This window comes from Streptomyces sp. NPDC093252 (assembly GCF_040683675.1).
Taxonomy (GTDB): Bacteria; Actinomycetota; Actinomycetes; order Streptomycetales; family Streptomycetaceae; genus Streptomyces.
This window is the reverse complement of record NZ_JBFBEM010000008.1, coordinates 1-19198: the sequence shown is the minus strand read 5'-3', so window position 1 is coordinate 19198 and position 19198 is coordinate 1. Positions and strand designations below refer to the sequence as shown.

The 19198-nt window shown below is 74.0% G+C and carries 17 protein-coding genes; 6 read left to right on the top strand and 11 right to left on the bottom strand.

Annotated elements, in window-relative coordinates; all coding sequences use genetic code 11:
• Positions 1–85 precede the first annotated feature (85 nt).
• Positions 86–1162 (top strand): DUF3533 domain-containing protein, encoded by a 1077-nt coding sequence (locus AB0O01_RS17865; protein ID WP_365314450.1) that lies wholly within the window; start codon positions 86–88, stop codon positions 1160–1162.
• Positions 1163–1272: 110 nt separating this feature from the next.
• On the opposite strand, the gene AB0O01_RS17860 is transcribed toward AB0O01_RS17865, so the two are convergent.
• Entirely contained in the window at positions 1273–2277 is a 1005-nt protein-coding gene (locus AB0O01_RS17860) for a saccharopine dehydrogenase (RefSeq protein ID WP_365314448.1), read from the bottom strand.
• Between the two features lie 212 nt (positions 2278–2489).
• On the opposite strand from AB0O01_RS17860, the gene AB0O01_RS17855 reads away from it, so the two are divergent.
• Complete coding sequence (locus AB0O01_RS17855) at positions 2490–3080, top strand: TetR/AcrR family transcriptional regulator (protein ID WP_365314447.1); 591 nt, start codon at positions 2490–2492, stop codon at positions 3078–3080.
• Between the two features lie 135 nt (positions 3081–3215).
• Here the strand turns inward: AB0O01_RS17855 and AB0O01_RS17850 are convergent, their stop codons facing one another.
• The 6 genes from AB0O01_RS17850 to AB0O01_RS17825 form a co-directional block, all read right to left on the bottom strand.
• Positions 3216–4118 (bottom strand): S1 family peptidase, encoded by a 903-nt coding sequence (locus AB0O01_RS17850; RefSeq protein ID WP_365314445.1) that lies wholly within the window; start codon positions 4116–4118, stop codon positions 3216–3218.
• Between the two features lie 282 nt (positions 4119–4400).
• The gene (locus AB0O01_RS17845; RefSeq protein WP_365314444.1) at positions 4401–5183 is read right to left on the bottom strand and encodes a DUF1684 domain-containing protein; all 783 of its coding nucleotides are present in this window, start codon (positions 5181–5183) and stop codon (positions 4401–4403) included.
• Positions 5184–5187: 4 nt separating this feature from the next.
• Positions 5188–6006, bottom strand: coding sequence for an LLM class flavin-dependent oxidoreductase (locus AB0O01_RS17840; RefSeq protein ID WP_365314442.1), 819 nt, complete (start codon positions 6004–6006; stop codon positions 5188–5190).
• Positions 6003–6815 (bottom strand): LLM class flavin-dependent oxidoreductase, encoded by an 813-nt coding sequence (locus AB0O01_RS17835; RefSeq protein ID WP_365314440.1) that lies wholly within the window; start codon positions 6813–6815, stop codon positions 6003–6005. Before AB0O01_RS17835 ends, AB0O01_RS17840 begins: the two co-directional genes overlap by 4 nt.
• A 51-nt stretch (positions 6816–6866) precedes the next feature.
• A complete protein-coding gene (locus AB0O01_RS17830) occupies positions 6867–8621 on the bottom strand; it encodes an FAD/NAD(P)-binding protein (protein ID WP_365314438.1) in 1755 nt (584 codons plus the stop codon).
• 562 nt (positions 8622–9183) lie between these two features.
• Positions 9184–10350: a DUF5685 family protein gene (locus tag AB0O01_RS17825; protein WP_365314436.1), complete on the bottom strand. Its 1167-nt coding sequence runs from the start codon at positions 10348–10350 to the stop codon at positions 9184–9186.
• Positions 10351–10693: 343 nt separating this feature from the next.
• On the opposite strand from AB0O01_RS17825, the gene AB0O01_RS17820 reads away from it, so the two are divergent.
• The gene (locus tag AB0O01_RS17820) at positions 10694–11131 is read left to right on the top strand and encodes a cell division protein SepF (protein WP_365314435.1); all 438 of its coding nucleotides are present in this window, start codon (positions 10694–10696) and stop codon (positions 11129–11131) included.
• A gap of 113 nt (positions 11132–11244) precedes the next feature.
• Here the strand turns inward: AB0O01_RS17820 and AB0O01_RS17815 are convergent, their stop codons facing one another.
• Positions 11245–12456, bottom strand: coding sequence for an acyl-CoA dehydrogenase family protein (locus tag AB0O01_RS17815; protein WP_365314434.1), 1212 nt, complete (start codon positions 12454–12456; stop codon positions 11245–11247).
• A gap of 454 nt (positions 12457–12910) precedes the next feature.
• Positions 12911–14527 carry an MFS transporter gene (locus AB0O01_RS17810; protein ID WP_365314432.1) on the bottom strand — a complete coding sequence of 539 codons (1617 nt, stop codon included), beginning with the start codon at positions 14525–14527 and terminating at the stop codon, positions 12911–12913.
• Between the two features lie 513 nt (positions 14528–15040).
• On the opposite strand from AB0O01_RS17810, the gene AB0O01_RS17805 reads away from it, so the two are divergent.
• Positions 15041–16123 carry a phosphatase PAP2 family protein gene (locus AB0O01_RS17805; RefSeq protein ID WP_365314431.1) on the top strand — a complete coding sequence of 361 codons (1083 nt, stop codon included), beginning with the start codon at positions 15041–15043 and terminating at the stop codon, positions 16121–16123.
• A gap of 34 nt (positions 16124–16157) precedes the next feature.
• On the opposite strand, the gene AB0O01_RS17800 is transcribed toward AB0O01_RS17805, so the two are convergent.
• Together AB0O01_RS17800 and AB0O01_RS17795 are read right to left on the bottom strand one after the other, a co-directional pair.
• Complete coding sequence (locus tag AB0O01_RS17800; RefSeq protein WP_365314430.1) at positions 16158–16373, bottom strand: I78 family peptidase inhibitor; 216 nt, start codon at positions 16371–16373, stop codon at positions 16158–16160.
• Positions 16374–16751: 378 nt separating this feature from the next.
• Positions 16752–17384: a transglycosylase family protein gene (locus AB0O01_RS17795; RefSeq protein ID WP_365314429.1), complete on the bottom strand. Its 633-nt coding sequence runs from the start codon at positions 17382–17384 to the stop codon at positions 16752–16754.
• A gap of 436 nt (positions 17385–17820) precedes the next feature.
• Here AB0O01_RS17795 and AB0O01_RS17790 point away from each other — a divergent pair, with 436 nt between their 5' ends.
• Together AB0O01_RS17790 and AB0O01_RS17785 are read left to right on the top strand one after the other, a co-directional pair.
• Complete coding sequence (locus AB0O01_RS17790) at positions 17821–18603, top strand: hypothetical protein (protein ID WP_365314427.1); 783 nt, start codon at positions 17821–17823, stop codon at positions 18601–18603.
• Between the two features lie 82 nt (positions 18604–18685).
• A complete protein-coding gene (locus tag AB0O01_RS17785; RefSeq protein WP_365314426.1) occupies positions 18686–19069 on the top strand; it encodes a hypothetical protein in 384 nt (127 codons plus the stop codon).
• Positions 19070–19198: the final 129 nt, after the last annotated feature.

The window sequence follows — 19198 nt, the reverse complement described above, 5'->3', positions numbered from 1 at the left end:
CCCCGTCTATCTTCGAACGCCAGTACGACATCCGTTCGGCCGCCTCCCACCTGCGCAAACGCCCCCGGACCCGGACCGTGAGGACATGACACAGGGCATGCCACCGACCGCCGGACCCCCGTCGCCGCACGGGTTCCCCGCCGAGGTGCGGGACGCCGTCACCCCCCGCGCCACCCTGCTGGTGATCGGCGTGGTCGCGCTCCAGTTGCTGTTCATCGCCTCCTATGTGGGCGCGCTGCACGACCCGAAGCCCCGGGACGTGCCCTTCGGGGTGGTCGCCCCCGCCGCCGCGGCCGGGCCGACGGTGACCCTGCTGGCGGAGTTGCCCGGCTCCCCGCTGGATCCGCGCACGGTGCCCGACGAGGCGAGCGCCCGCGACCGGATCCTGGACCGGACGATCGACGGCGCGCTGATCGTCGACCCGGCCCGCCCCACCGACACCCTCCTGGTCGCCTCCGGCGGCGGCACCGCCCTCGCCACCACCCTGGAACGCCTGGTCGGCGCGGTGGACGAGACCCGGGGGCGCACGGTGCGGACCGTCGACGTGGCCCCGGCCTCGTCGCAGGACTTCAACGGGCTGTCGTCCTTCTATCTGGTGGTCGGCTGGTGCGTCGGCGGCTATCTGTGCGCCTCGATCCTGGCGATCAGCACCGGGGCCCGGCCCGCCAATCCGCGCCGCGCGGTGATCCGGCTAGGGGCGATGGCGCTGGTGGCGGTCGTCGGCGGGCTGGGCGGCGCGATCGTCGTCGGGCCGGTCCTGGGCGCGCTGCCCGGCCCGGTGGCGGCGCTGTGGGGGCTCGGCGCGCTGATCACCTTCGCGGTCGGGGCGGCCACCCTCGCCCTCCAGGGGATCTTCGGGATCGTCGGGATCGGGCTGGCGATCCTGCTGGTGGTGATCGCGGGCAACCCCAGCGCGGGCGGCGCCTTCCCCTACCCGATGCTGCCCCCGTTCTGGCAGGCCATCGGCCCCGCGCTGCCGCCGGGCGCGGGCACCTGGGCGGCCCGCTCGATCGCCTACTTCCGGGGCAACGCCCTCACCGGTTCCCTGCTGGTGCTCTCCGCCTGGGCCCTGGGCGGCATCCTGCTCACCCTGCTGGCGGCGGGACTGCACCGCGGGCGGCGCCCGGCACAGGCGGCAACGGCGACGGCACCGCCGCGCTGAGGGGCGTCCACCCTCCGATACCGCCACACCGAGGGCATCCGCCCATCGACAGGACCGCACCGAGGACATCCGCCCTCGGCGGAGCCGCGCCCCTCCCGCCGAGCGACACCTCACCCCACCTCCACCCACCGCCCCCCGATCTCCCCCAGCCGCTCCCCCGCGCGGGCCGGGTCGATCAGGGTCTCCGGGGTGTGGAGCCCCGGCGCCGCCGGGCCGTCCCCGCGCAGTCCGAGCAGCCGCTCGACGCCGAGGGCCAGGCCGAGCGCGGTCAGCGGGCGCTGCCCCTCGGGGTGGACCAGGACGCGGGTGATCCGCCGGGGCGCGCCGTCCGTCCCCGTCCCGCTCAGGTCGATCCGCATCTCGACGGACGGACCGGCCCCCCGGCGGGTCCCCTCGGACTCCCCGACGGCGAAGGCGAAACGGACGTCCCGCGCACCGGTCGCCAGCGCGAGGCCCGGCACATCGAGGACCGGTGTGCTGCGGCCGGTGAGCACCCGGCCGTCGAGGGTGGGCACCTCGACGTCCGCCTCCGGGCCGTCGACCCAGACGAACCGGCCGTCCCGGCGCTCCAGGCCCGCCGAGGTCACCGCGGACCAGCGCGCGAGATCCTCGATACCCGCGGGCCCGCCGATGTCCGCCCCGTCCAGCACCGCGGCGACCCGGACGGCGTCCACCCGCCCGAACTCCCGGGCCAGGCCCAGCACCGCGAGCGTCAGCACCCCCGCGCACCACTGGCTGGCCAGCAGCAGCGGCACCGGCCGCCGCTGGAGCCCCGCCACCATCTCCACCCCGATGTCCGGCAGCGAACTGGAGAGACTGACGTACGGCACCCCGAGCCGCCGCGCGTACGCCAGCCCGTTCAGCCGGTCGTCCCAGAGCGCGGCCACCACCGCCCCGTACTCCCGCCCGGCCGGCAGGCCCAGGTCGTCCCGCCCCAGATCGACGGTCACGGCCGTCGCCCCGCCGAGTTCCGCCGCCACCCGCCCGGTCCGGACGGGGTCCCGCCCGGCGACGGTCAGCGGCAGCTCCGGGTACCACTGCCGCAGCAGCCGCGCGGTCCCCGAGCCCGCCTGCCCCGAACCGCCCAGGATCAGTACCGGTCGCTCCTGCCTCATGCCCTGTCCCCCATGTCCAGTCCCTCATTCCCGACTCGCTCCACTCACCCGCAAGCTACAAACCGTAGCCTACATTTTGTAACCTACGGCATGTAGCTTAAACTCGGCAACCACGCACCACCCCTCACCACCCCTCACCCACAGGGACCCGCAGGAACTCACAGGGACCCGCAGGGACCCACAGGAACCGCAGCGAGAAACAGGTCAGCGCCATGGCGACCACCCCCACCACCCGGCTGTCCAAGCAGGCCCGGCGGGAGCAACTGCTCGACACCGCCGCGGCACTGGTCCGCGACCGGGGCACCGACGGACTGACCCTGGTCACCCTCGCGGAGGCCGCCGGGGTGAGCCGGCCGATCGTCTACGACCACTTCGGCACCCGGCCCGGCCTGCTGCTCGCCCTCTACCGGCGGCTCGACGAACGCCACCGCACGGCCACCGCACAGGCGCTGCGGGAGACCACCCCCGTCGAGGACGCCGTCGCCCGGGTGATCAGCGCCGCGTACTTCGGCTGCGCCCGGGACATGCCGGAGGTCACCGCCGTCTCCGCCGCCCTGAAGGGCAACCCGGAGATGGAGGCGACCCGGTCCGAACTGGCGGACGGGTACGCGGCCCTGATGGCCGACGCCCTCGCCCCCTACTCCGAGTTGCCCCGGGCCGCCCTGCGGCTGCGCTGCGCCGCGCTGCTGGGGGCGGCGGAGACCCTCGCCGGGGAACTCGCCCGGGGGCGGGCGACCGAGGCGCAGGCGGTCGAGGCGCTGACCGGCCTGATCCTGGACGGCCGGGCCCGCCCGCGCACCTGAGACCCGTCCCGGCCCGCGGCCCCGGCGGCGGCGGACACGAGCGGGCCCCCGCACATCACCGGATGCGCGAGGGCCCGACGGGAACCGTTTCCGTCAGCGGAGTGCGGCGGAGTACGGAAGAGTACGGCGAAGTGCCTAGTACACGCTCACGCCGTACGCGCTGAGCGCCTCGGTGACCGGCTGGTAGAACGTCGTCCCGCCGCTGGTGCAGTTGCCGCTGCCGCCCGAGGTCAGACCGTAGGCGGTGCCGTTGCTGCCGTAGAGCGAGCCGCCGGAGTCGCCGGGCTCGGCGCAGACATTGGTCTGGATCATGCCGTAGACGATGTCGCCGCCACCGTAGTTGACGGTCGCGTTGAGGGCGGTGACCGTACCGGTGTGGGTACCGGTCGTGGAACCGTCACGGATGACGGAGGTGCCGACGCCCGGGGTGGCGGCCCGGGTGATGTCCACACCGTTCGCGGTACCGGGCCGGGCGACGGTCCCGGAGTACTGGACGATGCCGTAGTCGTTGACCGGGAAGCTGGAGCCGGTGGTGGAGCCGATGACCGCGGTGCGGGCGGAGTTGGAGTACCAGGTGGTCGCGCCGTCGGTGCAGTGACCGGCGGTCAGGAAGAACTGGGTGCCGCTGCTGTTCTGGACGTTGAAGCCCAGCGAGCAGCGCCAACTGGTCGCATAGATGGCGTCGCCGCCCTGGATCAGCTTGCTGAACGTGCCCGGGGTGCGCTTGACGGTCAGGGCACCGGCGTTGGCCCCGGCCTGCTGCCTGATCTCGGCCAGTTCCGCCTCGGACACGGTCGAGTCGACGGTGAGCAGTACCCGGTTGGTCTTGCTGTCGACGGCCCAGGCGGTGCCCGGGACATCGGCCTTGAGCACCGCGTCGCCCGCGCTCCTGAGCTGGTTGGCGCTGAACGGGGTGACGTCCGACGCGTTCGCGCTGGGGATCGCGATTGCGGCAGCGGCCACGAGTCCGGTGGTGATGGCGATCAGCCGGGTCCGTCTCGTGATTCCGCTCTGGGGGATGGTGCGCTTGATCCTCACTTCGTTCCTCCGCAGGGGAAGTCGGGGGCCCTCTCGTGGGGTCGGGGCCCGTGAGGCGCAGTCGGGGGCAGGGGAGACCGGATCCCGGTTATGCCGTGACCCTGACAAGCGCTGAGGGGGAGTATTCGGGGGCACGGCCGATCGGCGCAAGGGTGCCTTTCGGCCGCGCGCCCCCGAAGCACCCGGGACGGCCACGGCCCTTACCTGTGAATTTCCGGTGTCCCCGGGTGATGGCCCGTCACCGGTCGGCCATGTTCCGCTTCCCCGGGCGGCCCCCCGCCGTCAGCCGGCCACGTTCCGCTCGCCCGCCGCGACCGCCACGTCCAGCCGGTTCCCCGGGGGCGGGAACGGGCAGAGGAAGTGATCGGCGAAGGCGCAGGGCGGGAGCAGCGCCCGGTTGAAGTCGACGGTCGTACGCCCCTCGGCGTCCGGCGCGGCGGGCCGCAGGAACCGGAACCGATAGCTGCCGTTCCCGCTGGTGGCGTCGGCGAACACGGCCCACAGCGAGCCGTCGCCCTCCACCGACACCTGGAGCGTCAGCTCCCGCCCGTCCAGCGCGAACGCCAGTTCTCCGGCCAGCCCCAGCCCGCGTTCCCGGCCGTCCACGTTGGGGACGCGGACGGTGCGCCGCGCGTCGTACGGGGTGAACCGGCCCGGTACCGACCAGCGGGGTGCGTAGGGGGTGGCGTCGATGCCCGGGAAGTCGCGGCGCGTGGTGGTGCCGGGATCGAAGTCGCGCACGCCCCAACTGCCCTCGCGCTCCAACACCACCAGCCTGCGTGCCCCGTGCGCCACCCGGGCGGCCCCCGCCGGACCCTGATCGGCGGCCAGCCGGACCCGCCCGGCGAACGGCTCCCCGTCCAGGGTCAGCCCGTCGTCCGGGGCGGCGGTGAGGACCACCGCGTCGCCCTCGGCGGCCCACACCCCGGGAGTGGCCGGAATTCGACCGTCCGGATAGTCCTCCAGCCAGTGGGTGCCGGTCAGCGCGAGCGGTCCGTAGGGCGCGGAGACCGACTCCAGGCGCCCCTTGTGCCACCGCTGCCACGCCTCGGTTGCGTCCGTCATGTACCTAACCCTTCCTTACCGGGGCGCTTCGCCCCAGGTGGGAGCGCCGTGTCGCACCCCCGTATTCCATCCGCAGCACGCCGTGCCCCCGCAGCAGCGGGATCACCCGGTCCACGAACGCGTCGAGCCCGTCCGGGACTCCGCGCGGCGCGAGCAGCAGTCCATCGGCGCCTTCCCGCCGTACCGGGGCGCCGAGGATCCGGCCGGCGACCTCCTCGGGCGGCCCGTCGACCCCGACCGGCCCCAGCATCCGCAGATCGGCCGACGCCCACCCCGGATCCCCCCGCCCCACGACAACGACCGGCCACCCCGACCACCCCACTTCCCCATGCGCCCCCGGCGCCCCCGGCGCCCCCGGCACCCTTGACGCCCCCGCCCTGCCCGGCCGGGACTCCCCCGGCACCCCCAACCCCCCAGCCCTGCCCGGCCCGAACTCCCCCGACGCCTCCACCACCCCACCCCCGACCACCCCGGATTCCCCCTCCCCCGTCCGGTCCAGCCGCCCGGCCCGTCCCCCGCTCAGCCGGTCCAGCGCCGCCACCCGGCGGGCCGCTCCGGGTCCGCCGCCCCGCCGCACCCCGGCGACCAGCCCGATCCGCTCGGTGACGGCGGCCAGCGCGCTCAGCACGGTGACCGGGTCGGCGGCCGGAGGACCCACCCCGTCCGCCGCCACGCCCTCCACCACGCCCTCCCCCGCGTCCGCCAGCACGAAGTCGAGCAGCCCGCGTTCGGCGGTCCGCGTCAGCCGCTCCACCACCGGGTAGGTGATCCCGGGCGCGTCCAGCGGCAGCCGCACCCCCAGCCGCAGCCACCCGTCCGTCATGCCGCCCCCTCGGCCGGCGCGCCGAACCGCCGCGCCCCCACCCCGAGATGCTCGCGCAGGGTGCTGCCGGGATAGAACGTGCGGAACAGCCCCCGGTGCTGCAACAGCCCCACCGTCCCGTTGACCAGCCGCTCCAGATCCCGGCGCGGCTCGACCGGGGTGAGATGGAAGCCGTCCACCGCCCCGCCGGAGTGCCACCCGGTGATCAGCTCGGCCAGATCGACGGGCCCGCCCCGGTACAGCGGCCCGCTCGGCGTGAAGCGCGGCCCGCCTCCCCCGTGCCCCGGCTCGGCGGCCCGCTCCCCGTCCCCCAGATCGACCAGCAGCGCCGCCAGCACCCGGACCCCGTCCGGGTCGCGTCCTACCGCGGCGGCCTCCCGGCGCACCTCGGCCCGTGCCGCCGCCGCCTGTTCGGGGCTCCCGGCGCCGACCAGCACCACATCGGCCCACTGCCCGGCCCGCCCGGCCGCCGCGTCCGCCACCCGCACCACGTCCCCGGCGGCCCCCGGCCCCTCGGTACGCGCCCCGGCCCGGCCCCCGCTGATCCAGTCGAGGGTGCCGAGCGCCGCCGCGGCGTTCGGTCCTGCGGCCCTGGCCACCAGCCCGATCCTGCTGGTGACGGGGGCCGCGTGGGCGAGGGTCCCGGGCGCGTCCAGCACGCTCCGGCCGTCGTCGTCCAGGGTCACGAAGTCCAGCCCGCCGCGCTCGGCCAGTTGGATCAGCTCGATCACCGGCCCGGCGTCGCCCGCCGCCCGGGGATCGACGGCGGCGGCGAGATGCGGCAGCCCGCGGCCGTACGAGGAGGTCATCGGGGTAAGCCCTTCGAAGAGGTCGGCAGGAGGGTCGGGGTCCGGGGGCGTTCAGGCGACCGCACGCGCGCCCCGGGCCGCGAGGAAGGTCAGGACCGCCCGCGCGGTGGCGTCGTTCTGCCGGAACGCCGGGCCGCCGGTGCGCGGCCGGGTGAACGCCCCGGCGCCCCTGCCGTCGGTGGGCGGGCCGAGCGCGAACCGCCGGGGGTGCGGGATCCCGGCCCGGTCCAGCACCCGCCCGTCGGCCGGGTCCACCGCGAGCAGCCCGTCCGGCGTCGACGCGGCCCCGTCGGCGTGCAGTTCGCGCAGCAGGGTGTCGCGGGCGCGGTCCAGGGTGGGTTCCGGCAGCCGCGCCTCGACCAGCGCCCGTGCCTCGACGCTCCACCCGGGCACGGTCGGGCTGGACGCCCGGAACACCCCGTCCTCGGCGGCCACCGCCATGTCCGCGCCGACGAACCGCACCACCCCGGCCCGGGACAGCGCCTGGAGCTGGCGCAGCCGGGGGCCGGGCGGCCCGGACGCCAGATAGCTGAAGAACCCGTGCCACCAGGACCCGATGTCCCCGAGCCGGATCAGTTGCCCGTACACCGACAGCAGTGCGAGGAAGACCGCCAGGTCGGGGCTGTGCTCGGGGTCGTGACGCCGGGTCAGGTCCCGCTCCACATACTCCCGCAGCGCCTCCTGGGCCGCCTCGTGCGAGCCGTACCGCACCCCGGTCAGCGGCCGGTCGAGCCGGTCGAGGTCGAGCCGGTCGGCCGGGTCGGGCACGGCGGCCCCGGCGAGCGCGGCCCGCTCGGCGGCGTCCCCGGCGGCGTACTTCTCCTCGAAGACGGTCCACTCCATGCCGGTCCGCCCGGGGTGGGCGTGGAAGAGCCGGTGGTAGTGGGCGAAGCCCAGCTCCTTCACCACCAGCGGCCAGACGTCCCGGCGGAAGTCGACGCGGTCCGGCCGGGCGAGCAGCGCGTCGATCTCGGCGGGCCCGAGGAACCTCGGCAGCGGCGGCCGTTCCCCGTCGAAGCCGTACCCGATCTTCGCGTGGTACGGCACTCCGCGCCGCGACCCGGCGTACAGCACCGGCTCCCGGCCCGAGGGCACATAGGTGTCGCCGTCGTACCGCCCGCCCCGCCCCTCGGTGAGCAGCACCACCAGATCGACGAAGGCCAGCCCGAGCCCGCGCACCACCACCGGCTCCCCGGGCGGCAGGACGTCGAGGTCGCTGTCGGCGGTGAACTCGGGCGGCAGATGGACCAGCCCGTGCTCCCGCGCGTACGCGGCCAGCTCGCGCTGCTCGGTGTCGAGTTCGGCGTCGAGATGGCCGAGGGTGAGGATCACCAGGTCGGCGAGGAGGGGGTGCGGCCGGTCCGCCAGCCACACCCGCTGGCGTCCGTCGCGCGGCCCGGTGACCCGGACGGCCCGGGTGGGATGGTGGTGGACGGTGACGCCGGGCGGCAGCGCGGCCACCGCCTGCTCGTGCACCCAGCGCAGATAGGCGCCCTGGAGCCGGCGCCCGGCGAAGGCGGAGCCGTCGACCCCGGCCCACTCGTGCAGGGTGGGCCCGCCGCGGACCGGGCCCGCCATGGTCACCGTGTCGTCGGTGAACATGGTGACGTCCTCGGCGTGCGAGTTCATCCAGAGCAGCGGTGACTGGTCCTCGCGCCAGATCCGCCCGGCGCCCGGCGGATGCGGGTCGACGAGATGGATGTCGAGGCCCGTTCCGGCGTACAGCTCGGGTGCGTTCGCGGCGATCCGCTCGATCACCCCGGTCCCCCGCGGCCCCGCGCCGACGATCACCAGAGAGGCCCTCATCGGGCGGACCCGGAGAACGGGCGGACGGGGCGGAGTGCGGCGGAGGCGCGGAAGGCGCGGGGGGATATCAAGGCCCTGGAAGGCATGCGAAGGCTCCATGACACGACGGTCCGAGAACGCCGGGAACTCGAACTCCGGTGATGCCTTCACACGGGCGCCGCCGGGCGGCGCGCCACGGCCGAGCCCCTCAGCAGGGCCGTGGTGCGACGAGAGTACGGGCCGGTTCGCGGGCCCTGTCAAGGCTGTCCGCACTGTGAGCAGCTCGGCGGGAGCCGGTTGACGCGGAACCGTATGCCTGTTCCACTTGCCCCATGCATCCGCAGCATTGGCTGGTCACGCGCTCCCACATCGACCTCGGTCGAGTGTGGTCCTGTTCCTGTTGAGCTGACCCCTGCTGCACGGCCCGCGTCCGCCCGCTGAGCGGACGCCCTCGTGTCTCCCGTGTCTCCCGCCCGCTGTCGTCCGCACGGTCCGGCGGGGAGGCGCAGCCCTTCGCCTTCACACGCGCCCCTCGCGTCAGCGTCCCCTTTTTCTGCTGTTCTTCTCTTCCTTCAGCGGCGGCTCAGCAGTTGCAGCCGCCGCACCCGTCGCAGCAGCATCCGTCACAGCAACTGCCGCACTCGCAGCAGCCGCTGCAATCACAGCCGTCGCAGCCGCCCTGCTTGCGCTCGCCGGTCCACGGGTCCTCGTACTCCCCGCAGCAGAGCTGACAGGTGCAGCCCAGGGCGAGGAAGACCGCGCAGCCCTCGATCAGTCCGCGCCTGCGGTGCGGCGGCTCGGGCGGCTGCGGAGCGCCGGGCGTGCCGGGCGGCGCGTAGGGGCCGGTGCCGTGGGCGCCATGGCTGCCGTGAGTGGCGCAGGACGCCGTGCCGAAGGCGCGGTCCACGGCGACGGGGAGTTCATGGACGAGCAGCCGGTGCGCGAGCCGTCCCTCCTCGAACTCGACCTCCCGCAGCGCCAGCCGGATGCCGTGCACGGCGTCGTCGGCGAGGCGGCGGGCCTCGGTGAGCGGGGTGCCGGTGGCGGTGAGCGGGTTCCAGGCACCGGCCGCGGCGTCCGCGTCCCGGTCCTCGACGGCGTCCAGCAGATGGGCGAGGCGCCCGAAGAGCCGCCCGGCCTCGGCGAGGGGGGCGGCGTTGCCGGGGCGCGCGGCGAGGATCGCGGTGTGCGCGAAGGCGGCGGCGGTGGCGGACTCGGTGGGCTCGGTGACGGTGAGCAGCGCGGTACCGGGTCCGGCGAGGGCCTCGATGCCGAGCTGCCGGTCGACGGCGTCGACCAGGACATCGGTGTCGAATCCGACGGCGGAGCCGCCCCGGGCTCCGGCCCGGCCCCAGCTCGCGGCGACCCGGCGGGCGGCCGACGCCACCGGACGCCGGGCCAGCAGCCCGTCCCCGTCGGCGACATGGTCGCGCACCTTGGCGGAGGCCAGCACCAGCGACACCGCCGCCGCGAGCCGGGCGCCCTCGCCCCGGGCGACGGAGGCGGTGCGCATCCCGCGCAGCGGACAGGGCCCGGCGGTCCGGCGCCAGGCGCCCGTCTCCCGCACCGCCCCGGCGAGCTGAGCCTCCGTCAGAACGGAGATCAACAACCCATCATAATTAGTCACGATCCGAGCGAACTGCCCATGATCCTTGCGCAGGGCGAGACACAGCCCGCACAAATGCGCCATCCACTGCGTCCTGAGCCGCTCCCCGAGCCGATGACGGCAGGGCCTGACCATCCCGAACATGCTGCTCCCCCGTGCTGCGCGCGCGATCTTGACGCCCCGTCGAACAGACGTCCCCGGACCGCATGGTAGCGCCCGCCCGCCCGCAGCCCCCGATCCCGTTCACCCGTACGACCCCGTCCCTCACCCGTACGCCCCGAAGAGTCATATTTCACTCACAGTCAGCAGCCATGAGTGTCAGGACCCTTGGGAAGCCTTGGGGCACACGGGCTCTCGACGGATCGGCTGTGCACCAGTACCGTCACAAACCCCCCGCGCGGCGTCTATCCACTTGGCGCGTCACACGCATCATGGATGACCATAGGGATGCGGAACGCAGAACAGACCGAAGTGAGAGGAGGCGTCCATGGGATCGGTGCGCAAGGCGAGTGCGTGGCTCGGCCTCGTCGACGACAGTGAAGACGAGCGCTACTACGACGACGACAGCTACGAGAGGAACGAGCCCGGGGACGCCTGGGTCACGGACCCCCGGGTCAAGGTCGCTACGGACTCCGCGCAGGAGAAGGGCCGCCGGATCGCCACGGTCACCCCGGACAGCTTCCGGGACGCCCGCGCGGTCGGCGAGCTGTTCCGGGAGGGGGTCCCGGTCATCGTCAACCTGACGGCGATGGAGGCCGGCGACGCCAAGCGCGTGGTCGACTTCGCGGCGGGCCTGATCTTCGGGCTGCGCGGCTCCATCGAGCGGGTGTCGAACCGGGTGTTCCTGCTCACCCCGGCCGACACGGAGATCATCAGCGGTGAGGCGTCCGCGCATCGCTCGGACGGCTTCTTCAACCAGAGCTGAGGCGGGGCCGCTCACCCGGCCCCGCCCACGCTCACCCCGCCCACGCTCACCCCGTCGGCGCCGTCCCCTTCCCCACCCCCTTCCCCACCCCCGGCACCGCCTCCGTCACCCGGTCAGCGGAAGGCGTCCAGCCCGGTGAGGGCCTTGCCCAGCACGAGCTGGTGCATCTCGACCGTGCCCTCGTAGGTGAGCACGGACTCCAGATTGGCCGCGTGCCGCATCACCGGATACTCCAGTGAGATCCCGTTGGCACCGAGGATCGTCCGCGCGGTACGGCAGATCTCGATCGCCTCGCGCACATTGTTCAGCTTGCCGAAACTGACCTGCTCCGGCCGCAGCCGCCCGGCGTCCATCCGCCGCCCCAGATGGTGGGCGAGCAGAATCCCCTTGTGCAGCTCGACCGCCATGTCGGCCAGCTTGGCCTGGGTCAACTGGAACCCGCCGATGGGCCGCCCGAACTGCTCCCGCGTCTTCGCGTACTCGACAGCCGCCTCGAAACAGCTACGGGCCGCGCCCATCGCCCCCCACACGATCCCGTACCGGGCGTGCGACAGACAGCTCAGCGGCCCGCGCAACCCGGTGACCTCCGGCAGCACGGCGTCGGCGGGCAGCCGCACCTCGTCGAGCACCAGCTCACTGGTGACGCTGGCCCGCAGCGACCACTTGTGCCGGATCTCCGGCGCCGAGAACCCGGGCCGGTCGGTCGGCACGACGAACCCCCGGATCCCCTCCTCCGTCCGCGCCCACACCACCGCGACCCCGGCGACCGACCCATTGGTGATCCACATCTTCCGCCCGGTGAGCACCCAGTCGGCCCTGTCCCGCTTCGCGTACGTCCGCATCGACGCGGGGTCGGACCCATGATCGGGCTCGGTCAGCCCGAAGCACCCGATGACCTCCCCGGACGCCATCCGGGGCAGCCACTCCAGGCGCTGCTCCTCACTGCCGAACCGGTGGATCGCGTACATCGCGAGGGACCCCTGCACCGACACCAGCGAACGGATCCCAGAGTCCCCCGCCTCCAGCTCCAGACAGGCCAGCCCGTACTGCACGGCGCTGGCCCCCGCGCACCCGTACCCCTCCAGCGACATCCCGAGCGCCCCGAGCGCCCCCAGCTCCCTCGCCAGCTCCCGCACCCCCGGCAGCTCCCCCTTCTCGAACCACTCCGCCACCGAGGGCCCGACCCGCTCCCCCACCCACCGCCGCACACTCTCCCGCACGGCAAGATCCTCGGGCTCCAGCAGATCATCGACCCCGAGCGGATCCCGGGGATCGAACCGAACACGCGGGGACGCCGGGGACGGGGACGGGGACTTCACCGACATGGAAACCCTCCAGAACACCAAAAACTAGCACCGCTAGGAACGCCCCCGACGCTACGGCCACCGGCCCACGCAATCCAGCACGGGGACAACGGCGAATCAACGGGCCGGGGTTCTCGAATCCAGAAACAGACGGAGCCCCGAGCACCACCCCACTCCCACCCCCAGCTCCCCCACCCCGCCCCCGGCCCCGGCCCACATCGCGCCGCCGCCTACCACACAGGCCCCGCCCCCGGCCGCACCGCACCGGCCCGCACCACAGCGCCCCCGGCCCGGCCCGCCCCGGCAGGGCACCGGTCCACTCCCCACTTCCTCCCCCGCACCGCTCCCCCTTCCCACCGCAACAGCGCCCAGCCCCCACGGCGAACACCGGCGCCGCCGCCCCCCCTCGGCCACCCCACCCCCGAACCCCCACCGCGCAGCAGCCGCCGGCGGCGCCGCACCCCCGCGGGAGAGTTCAGCTTCGCACCAGGGGGTCACGGGCGGGCGGGTGGGCGATCTCTCGTGGCGCAGGCACCTCCACCACAGCCCCCTCCCCCTGCACCCCCCGCGGCAACCGCAGCGCCATCACCGCCCCCAGCAGCAACAACCCCGCGCTCACCAGCAACGTCACATGCAGCCCGTGCACAAAGGAATCCCGCGCCGCCCGCCGCAGGGCGCCCCCGGCGGACCCCCCGATCCGCCCGGCCACCTCGTACGCCTCGCCCAGGGAATGCCCCGCCAAGGCCGACGCCGACGCCGGCACCCCCGGCACCGCCTTCAGCCCGGGGGCGTACGCCGCGTTCATCACACTCCCGAGCAGCGCGATCCCCAGCCCGGCACCGAGCTGGTAGGAGGTCTCGCCGATCGCCGCCGCGCCCCCGGCCTGCTCCTGGGGAGCCTCCGCGAGCATCGACTCGTACGCCCCGAAGAGGGTCACCTCCAGTCCGAACCCGAGCAGCACGAAACCGCTCACCAGCAGCGGAGCGTTGTCGTCGCGGCCCATCGCGGTCAGCAGCACCACCGCGAACGCGGTGAGGCAGAACCCCGCGCACACCATCCGCCGGGGCCCGAACCGCCGCAGCAGCCGCGCCCCGAACAGCCCGGCGGCCATCGCGGCGACGGTCAGGGGCAGCAGCCGCAGCCCGGTCTCCAGCGGGGACAGCCCCAGCACCAGTTGCAGATACTGCGCCGCGATCAGTTCGAGCCCGACCAGCGCGAGCATCGCCAGCACGATGCACCCGACGGAGGTGCTGAACGCCGGACGGGAGAACAGCCGCAGATCCACCAGCGGATGCCGGCGCCGCCGCTGCCGTCGTACGAAGAGGACCAGCAGGGCCGTGCCCACGGCCAGCGGGACCGCGGTGTGGGCGCTGAGCGCCTGCTCTCCGGCGCCGAGCCGCTTGACCCCGAGCACCACCCCGAACAGACCGCCCGCGGCCATCAGCGCGCCGGTCACGTCCCAGGGCCCGTCGCCCGCGCCGGTGGACTCGGGCAGCAGCAGCCGGCCGACCGGCAGGCCGATCAGCATCAGCGGGATGTTGACCAGGAAGACCGAGCCCCACCAGAAGTGCTCCAGCAGAAACCCGCCGAGCAGCGGTCCGAGGGCCGCGCCGACCGCGGCGACCGCGCTCCACACACCGATGGCGACGGCCCGCTCCCGGCGGTCGGGGAAGACCTGCCGCAGGATCGACAGCGTGGCCGGCATGATCATCGCGCCGCCGACCCCGAGCAGGGCCCGCGCCACGATCAGCAGCTCCGCGCTGTCGGCGAGCGCCGCCAGGGCGGAGGCGACGCCGAACAGGGCGTAGCCGAGGAGCAGGATCCGTCTGCGGCCGACCCGGTCGCCGAGGGTGCCGAAGAGGATCAGCAGCGCGGCGCAGACCAGCGGGTAGGCGTCGACGATCCAGAGCAGCTCGGTCGCGCTGGGGCGGAGGTCCTCGGTGACGGCCGGCACCGCGACATGCAGCACGGTGGCGTCGACCGCTACCAGCAGCAGGCTGGTGCAGAGGACCACGAGGACGACCCAGCGGTCGGCACCGGCCCCGGCCGGCCGACGGCGCGGCAGAGCGGCGGCCGTGGTCGTCCCGGACATGTACGTACCTCCCAGATGTTCCCTCGCCGTGGGCGGGCCCGCGGGGGCCGGGAACAGAAGGGGGGACTCCTTCGTGACCCGGCCCGGCCGGAGAGGAGCGGGGTCTCCGGCCCGCGCGGCGGACGGCGAGTGACACGTCAGCGTACGCGAGTTCCCCCACAGGACGGGTGTCGGACCTCACCTTCGCCCGGCACCGCACGTGGCGTGCGCCACGGGCCCCGTACGCCCCTCCCCGCACAGCCCCGTGCCCCTCGGGCACCCACCCCCCGCACGCCCCGCCCGTCCGCATCGGGTGAGCGCCGGGACAACTCCGTGCCATCCCCCGGTGAACGCATTCTCACGCCCAGTGGAACCCCCCTATGGAGTAACCAAATGAATTCGCCGGGGACCCGCCCCCGGCATTACGGATTCCCTTGAAATAAGGCCGTCTTGAGAGCAATCCCACATCACATGGTCATCACAAAGGCGGAGCCTGTACGGGGTTCTCAGCTCACTCCCTGTAACGTCGATTGCGTGCGTACCGAATCGAAGCCGACCCGGCTGGACCGGATGTTCGCCCGACTTGATCGTGAGCCGGCGCGGCCCGGCCTCGACGTGCCCCGGATGACGCGGCACCGGGTGGTGCTCTTCGGCGCGACGCTCACCTTCTACATCACGATCGTCCTGGCGGTCGCGACCACCTCGTGGCTGGTCCGGCTGGACTGGCAGGCGATGCTCTTCCGCCCGTACCAGCAGTGGCCCAAGGTGCACGCGTTCCTGGACTACTGGGTGGTCCTCGGCCAGCGCGGCCCGACGGCCGTGATGGTCACGGCCTGGCTGGGCTGGCGCTGCTGGCGGCAGCACACCCTGCGCCCGCTGCTGGCGTTCGGCGCGGCGCTGCTGCTGCTGAACATCACGGTGGGCGCGGTGAAGTACGGCCTGGGCCGCTCGGGTCCGCACTACGCGACCGAGGTCGGCTCCAACGAGATGTGGCACTGGTTCCAGGCCGGCAGTGACATATTTCCCTCGGGTCACACCGCCAACGCCGTGGTGACCTGGGGCATCCTCGCCTATCTGGCGTCCACCCCGGCCGCCCGCCGCTATCTGTCGGCACTGTCCGCGATCATGTCCCTGTCCGTGGGCCTGACCACGGTGTATCTGGGCACCCACTGGCTGAGCGATGTCCTGCTCGGCTGGGCCGCCGGGCTGCTGGTGCTGCTGGCGCTGCCCTGGCTGGAGCCCCTGATCGGCCGGGCCGAGGCATGGGTACTGGCCCAGCGCGACCGTGTGTACGTCCCGCGCGCCCGGCGCGTACCGGCGTCCCCGGCTCCGGCTCCGGCCCTGCCGACCGTCCCGGTGACCGCCTTCCAGCCCCACCCCCCGGCCCCGTCCGGCGCCACCGAACCCGCGGCCTGCGAGCCGGCCTCCTCCCCGCGCGGCGGCGGCGCCCGCACCCCGGTCCGGCTGGCCCCGGGCCCGCACCCGGTCCGCACCGAGCGCACCCCCGTCACCCCGGTCGGGGCCCGCCGCCCACCGCACACCGACCGCCCCGCGCGCGGCGGCGGCCCGGCGACGACGACCCGCCCTCTGACGGCGAACGGCCAGCGCGACACCTGAGCGGCACCGCGCCCCGCTCCGTGCGGGACCCGCCCTACCCCTTCCAGGCCCGCTTGACGCGCCCGCCCTCGACCTCGAAGTTCAGCCGTCCCTGGCGGTACTCCATGGTGATCATCGCGCCCGGCGGCAGCGCCCGGACGGTGGTCCAGCCCCGTTCCCGCGCCCGCCGCTCGGCGGCCTCGGCGCCGAGGCCGACATAGGGGCCGGTGGGGTCGTCGGGGTCCTTGGGAGGTGTCGGTATACGTGGCATGCCGCCACGCTAGGCGCTCGGCGGCGCGGGCGGAAGCGGGGGCGGACACCGAGGGTCACCGGTACCCGGCCGGTCACGCTTCTGTCACAGGATCACGACGGGCGTTTCCCGGGAACTCCCTCACCCGGATGACGGTATCCGGCCGCCTTCCGGTGGCATTCGAACGTAATTCCCGCAGGCTGGTCCGGCCTCCGGAAATGCGGTGCGGGGAGTTCCATGGGACGGGCCCTCCGCACCGCATTCCATTCCGTTTCCGGGCGGACCCGGAAGCCGCTCGCGCACAGGTAATGCACGGCCCCCACCCAGAATCTCCCCCCGGCCCCGCCCCGGTGCCCCGAACGGACGGGGGTCCGGGGGACGGGGCCGGAAGGGCGTCGCTCAGACGTCGAGACGCTGGCCCGGCACGATCACATCCGGGTCCGCGCCGATGACCTCCCGGTTGGCGGCGTGCAGCCGCTGCCAGGTGGTGCCGTGCCGGTCGGCGATGGCACCCAGGGTGTCGCCCGCGCGGACGGTGTAGTCGCCCCGCAAGGAGCCGCGGTCGCCGGGCCCGGACGCCCGCACAGGCCGCTCGTCCGGCGCCGCCTCCCGCGGGGAGGTGCCCGGCGACGGCGGAGCGGGTACCGCCGGGGCGTCGCCCCGGGCGCCCGCCTTGATCGAGCAGGTGGGCCACGCGCCCCACCCCTGACCGCGCTGCACCTCGGTGGCGACGGCGATCTGCTGCTCCCTGGTGGCCCCGTCGGCGGTCGGCGCGTAGGCCGTGCCGCCGTGGGCCCGCCAGGTCGCGGCGGAGAACTGGAGCCCGCCGTAGTAGCCGTTGCCGGTGTCGATGTGCCAGTTGCCGCCGCTCTCGCACTGGGCGATCCGGTCCCACACCCCGCCGTCCGCCGCGGCGGCGCCGCCGCTCGCGGCCAGCAGCCCGAGCGGGGCGAGCAGGACCGCCCCGGCGAGAACCGCCGTCGTACGGGTCTTGCGGATGCTGCCGCGGGTGGTATCGGCACATTCGGACATAGGGTTTCCTCTCCACGGACCCGGGGTGCCCGGACGGTGCTCGGTGCACTCGGCGGAGGAATGTACGGAGGGGAGCGAGCCGGAGGCAATGAACGGCCCGTCCCAGCAGGCCAGTTGACCGTTACCAGCGGTAGCGTCATCTTCAGGACACCCACTTCATCCGCGCATGTCGGCATATGGTGACCACACCTGGGCGAAACCTGTGAGACACCTCACCGCCGTAAATCCATTGACATTCCCCCTGCTTGACGGTGAGTGGCCGGTTCCGGGCCGGAGGTGACCGTGCGCATCCGCCGGGTCGATTCGGTCCGCCCTCGCGCGTGACCCCCGCCACAGGTCGCCCGTTGTTCCTTCAGGAGCCCGGGACCCACCCGGCCCCATGGACCGGGAGCCAGCCCGGCCCCGACCCACGCACCGCATCCCGAGGGAGTCACCCGTGCCGCGCATGCTCGACGTCAGCGACGAGGTTCGCGCCGAGATCGGCGACGAAGAAGCCGACCGGCTGCTCGCCGGAGACAACGCCCCGGGCAGTTACGACTGCACGTCCTGCCGCACCCCGGGCGACTCCGCGCACGAGCGCACCAGCACCGTGCTGTTCATCGGCGACGAGACCGCCGTCCTCGCCTTCGCCCACGCCGGCTGCCTGCCCTCGCAGGTCGTCCAGGTGACCGAGGAGCAGCTCCAGGGCGCCGTCCGTTCCATCGGCGGGGTCGCCGCCGACCTGGAGCCCGACAAGGTCGCCCCCGAGCAGGCCGTGCTCGGCGTCACCAGCGGACTGGTGCTGATCGCCGGGGAGCTGCACCCCGCGCTGGTCGTGGAGCCGACCGCGCCGATCGTCCGCCCCGGCTCCACCGCCGTCGGCGACGACTTCCTGCCGCTGCTGATCGAGCAGGGCTTCCTGCCGGTCACCGAACTCTCGGCGGTGCCGCCGGTGCTGCACGGCTGGTCGGTGCTGCTGGCGATGGGCCAACTGCACGCCGTTCTCCAGCCGGGTCCGGGCGGCGGCCAGCCGGTGGCGTGGTGGCAGGCGCATCAGCCGCTCCAGGTCACCGACGGCTGGCGGACCGCCGCCAACAAGCACCAGCAGGTACTGATGTTCGCCGCGCCGGTCGGCTCGATCGGCCGTCAGCCGCGCGAGGACCTGCTGCGGGACGCCCTCGACAAGGCGGCGGCCAACGGCAAGCTGGTCGCCAGCGCCCTGCCCCTCGCCGGCACCTGACCGTTCGCACACCCGCCTCCCCGCACCTCTTCGTTATGTCCGGTAACCGCATCTCTTCGGGTTTCGGTTCGTTTGGACCTACGTGCACGCATACGACGTTCCCTCCCGTCCGTCCTATCCGTCGATCCCCTCCGGCCGGACGGCCCCGGACAACCCCGGCGGCCCCTCGCCCACCCCGATCTACGACGCGCTCTACGCCGAGTACGTCAAGTCCTTCCGGACGCTGCCCGGGGACCGCAGCGGCGAGGAGAAGCTGGGGTTCACCGCCTTCGGCAACCTGCCCCCGGGGATTGGGTCGTACGGGCTCGGCAGTGGTCTGTTCGGCAGCAGCTACAGCGCGTACAGCGCGGGGGCGAACAGCGCGCGGCAGGGGGGCGGTCAGCCGTCCCCGTGGCAGCGGGTCGGTCAGGTCGGTCAGCAGGGAGGGGCGGTGGCCCTGCCCCCGGCGCCGCGCCGGGGGGTCTGAGAGCTGAGACAGGAGAGAGGAGGGGGCGGCCCGTCGGAAACGCGACCCGCACACCGCCCTCACCAGGACGGGAGTCCCATGACCGCCACCCTCCGCCGCCCCGCGGCCCTGCCCGCCGTCCCCTTCGGC

Excerpts from the sequence above, each read along its gene's own strand:
- AB0O01_RS17800 (WP_365314430.1), bottom strand. The coding sequence starts at position 16,373 with ATGCCACGTATACCGACACCTCCCAAGGACCCCGACGACCCCACCGGC.
- AB0O01_RS17820 (WP_365314435.1), top strand. The coding sequence starts at position 10,694 with ATGGGATCGGTGCGCAAGGCGAGTGCGTGGCTCGGCCTCGTCGACGAC.
- AB0O01_RS17830 (WP_365314438.1), bottom strand. The coding sequence starts at position 8,621 with ATGAGGGCCTCTCTGGTGATCGTCGGCGCGGGGCCGCGGGGGACCGGG.
- AB0O01_RS17835 (WP_365314440.1), bottom strand. The coding sequence starts at position 6,815 with ATGACCTCCTCGTACGGCCGCGGGCTGCCGCATCTCGCCGCCGCCGTC.
- AB0O01_RS17795 (WP_365314429.1), bottom strand. The coding sequence starts at position 17,384 with ATGTCCGAATGTGCCGATACCACCCGCGGCAGCATCCGCAAGACCCGT.
- AB0O01_RS17810 (WP_365314432.1), bottom strand. The coding sequence starts at position 14,527 with ATGTCCGGGACGACCACGGCCGCCGCTCTGCCGCGCCGTCGGCCGGCC.
- AB0O01_RS17845 (WP_365314444.1), bottom strand. The coding sequence starts at position 5,183 with ATGACGGACGCAACCGAGGCGTGGCAGCGGTGGCACAAGGGGCGCCTG.
- AB0O01_RS17825 (WP_365314436.1), bottom strand. The coding sequence starts at position 10,350 with ATGTTCGGGATGGTCAGGCCCTGCCGTCATCGGCTCGGGGAGCGGCTC.
- AB0O01_RS17815 (WP_365314434.1), bottom strand. The coding sequence starts at position 12,456 with ATGTCGGTGAAGTCCCCGTCCCCGTCCCCGGCGTCCCCGCGTGTTCGG.
- AB0O01_RS17860 (WP_365314448.1), bottom strand. The coding sequence starts at position 2,277 with ATGAGGCAGGAGCGACCGGTACTGATCCTGGGCGGTTCGGGGCAGGCG.
- AB0O01_RS17840 (WP_365314442.1), bottom strand. The coding sequence starts at position 6,006 with ATGACGGACGGGTGGCTGCGGCTGGGGGTGCGGCTGCCGCTGGACGCG.
- AB0O01_RS17865 (WP_365314450.1), top strand. The coding sequence starts at position 86 with ATGACACAGGGCATGCCACCGACCGCCGGACCCCCGTCGCCGCACGGG.
- AB0O01_RS17855 (WP_365314447.1), top strand. The coding sequence starts at position 2,490 with ATGGCGACCACCCCCACCACCCGGCTGTCCAAGCAGGCCCGGCGGGAG.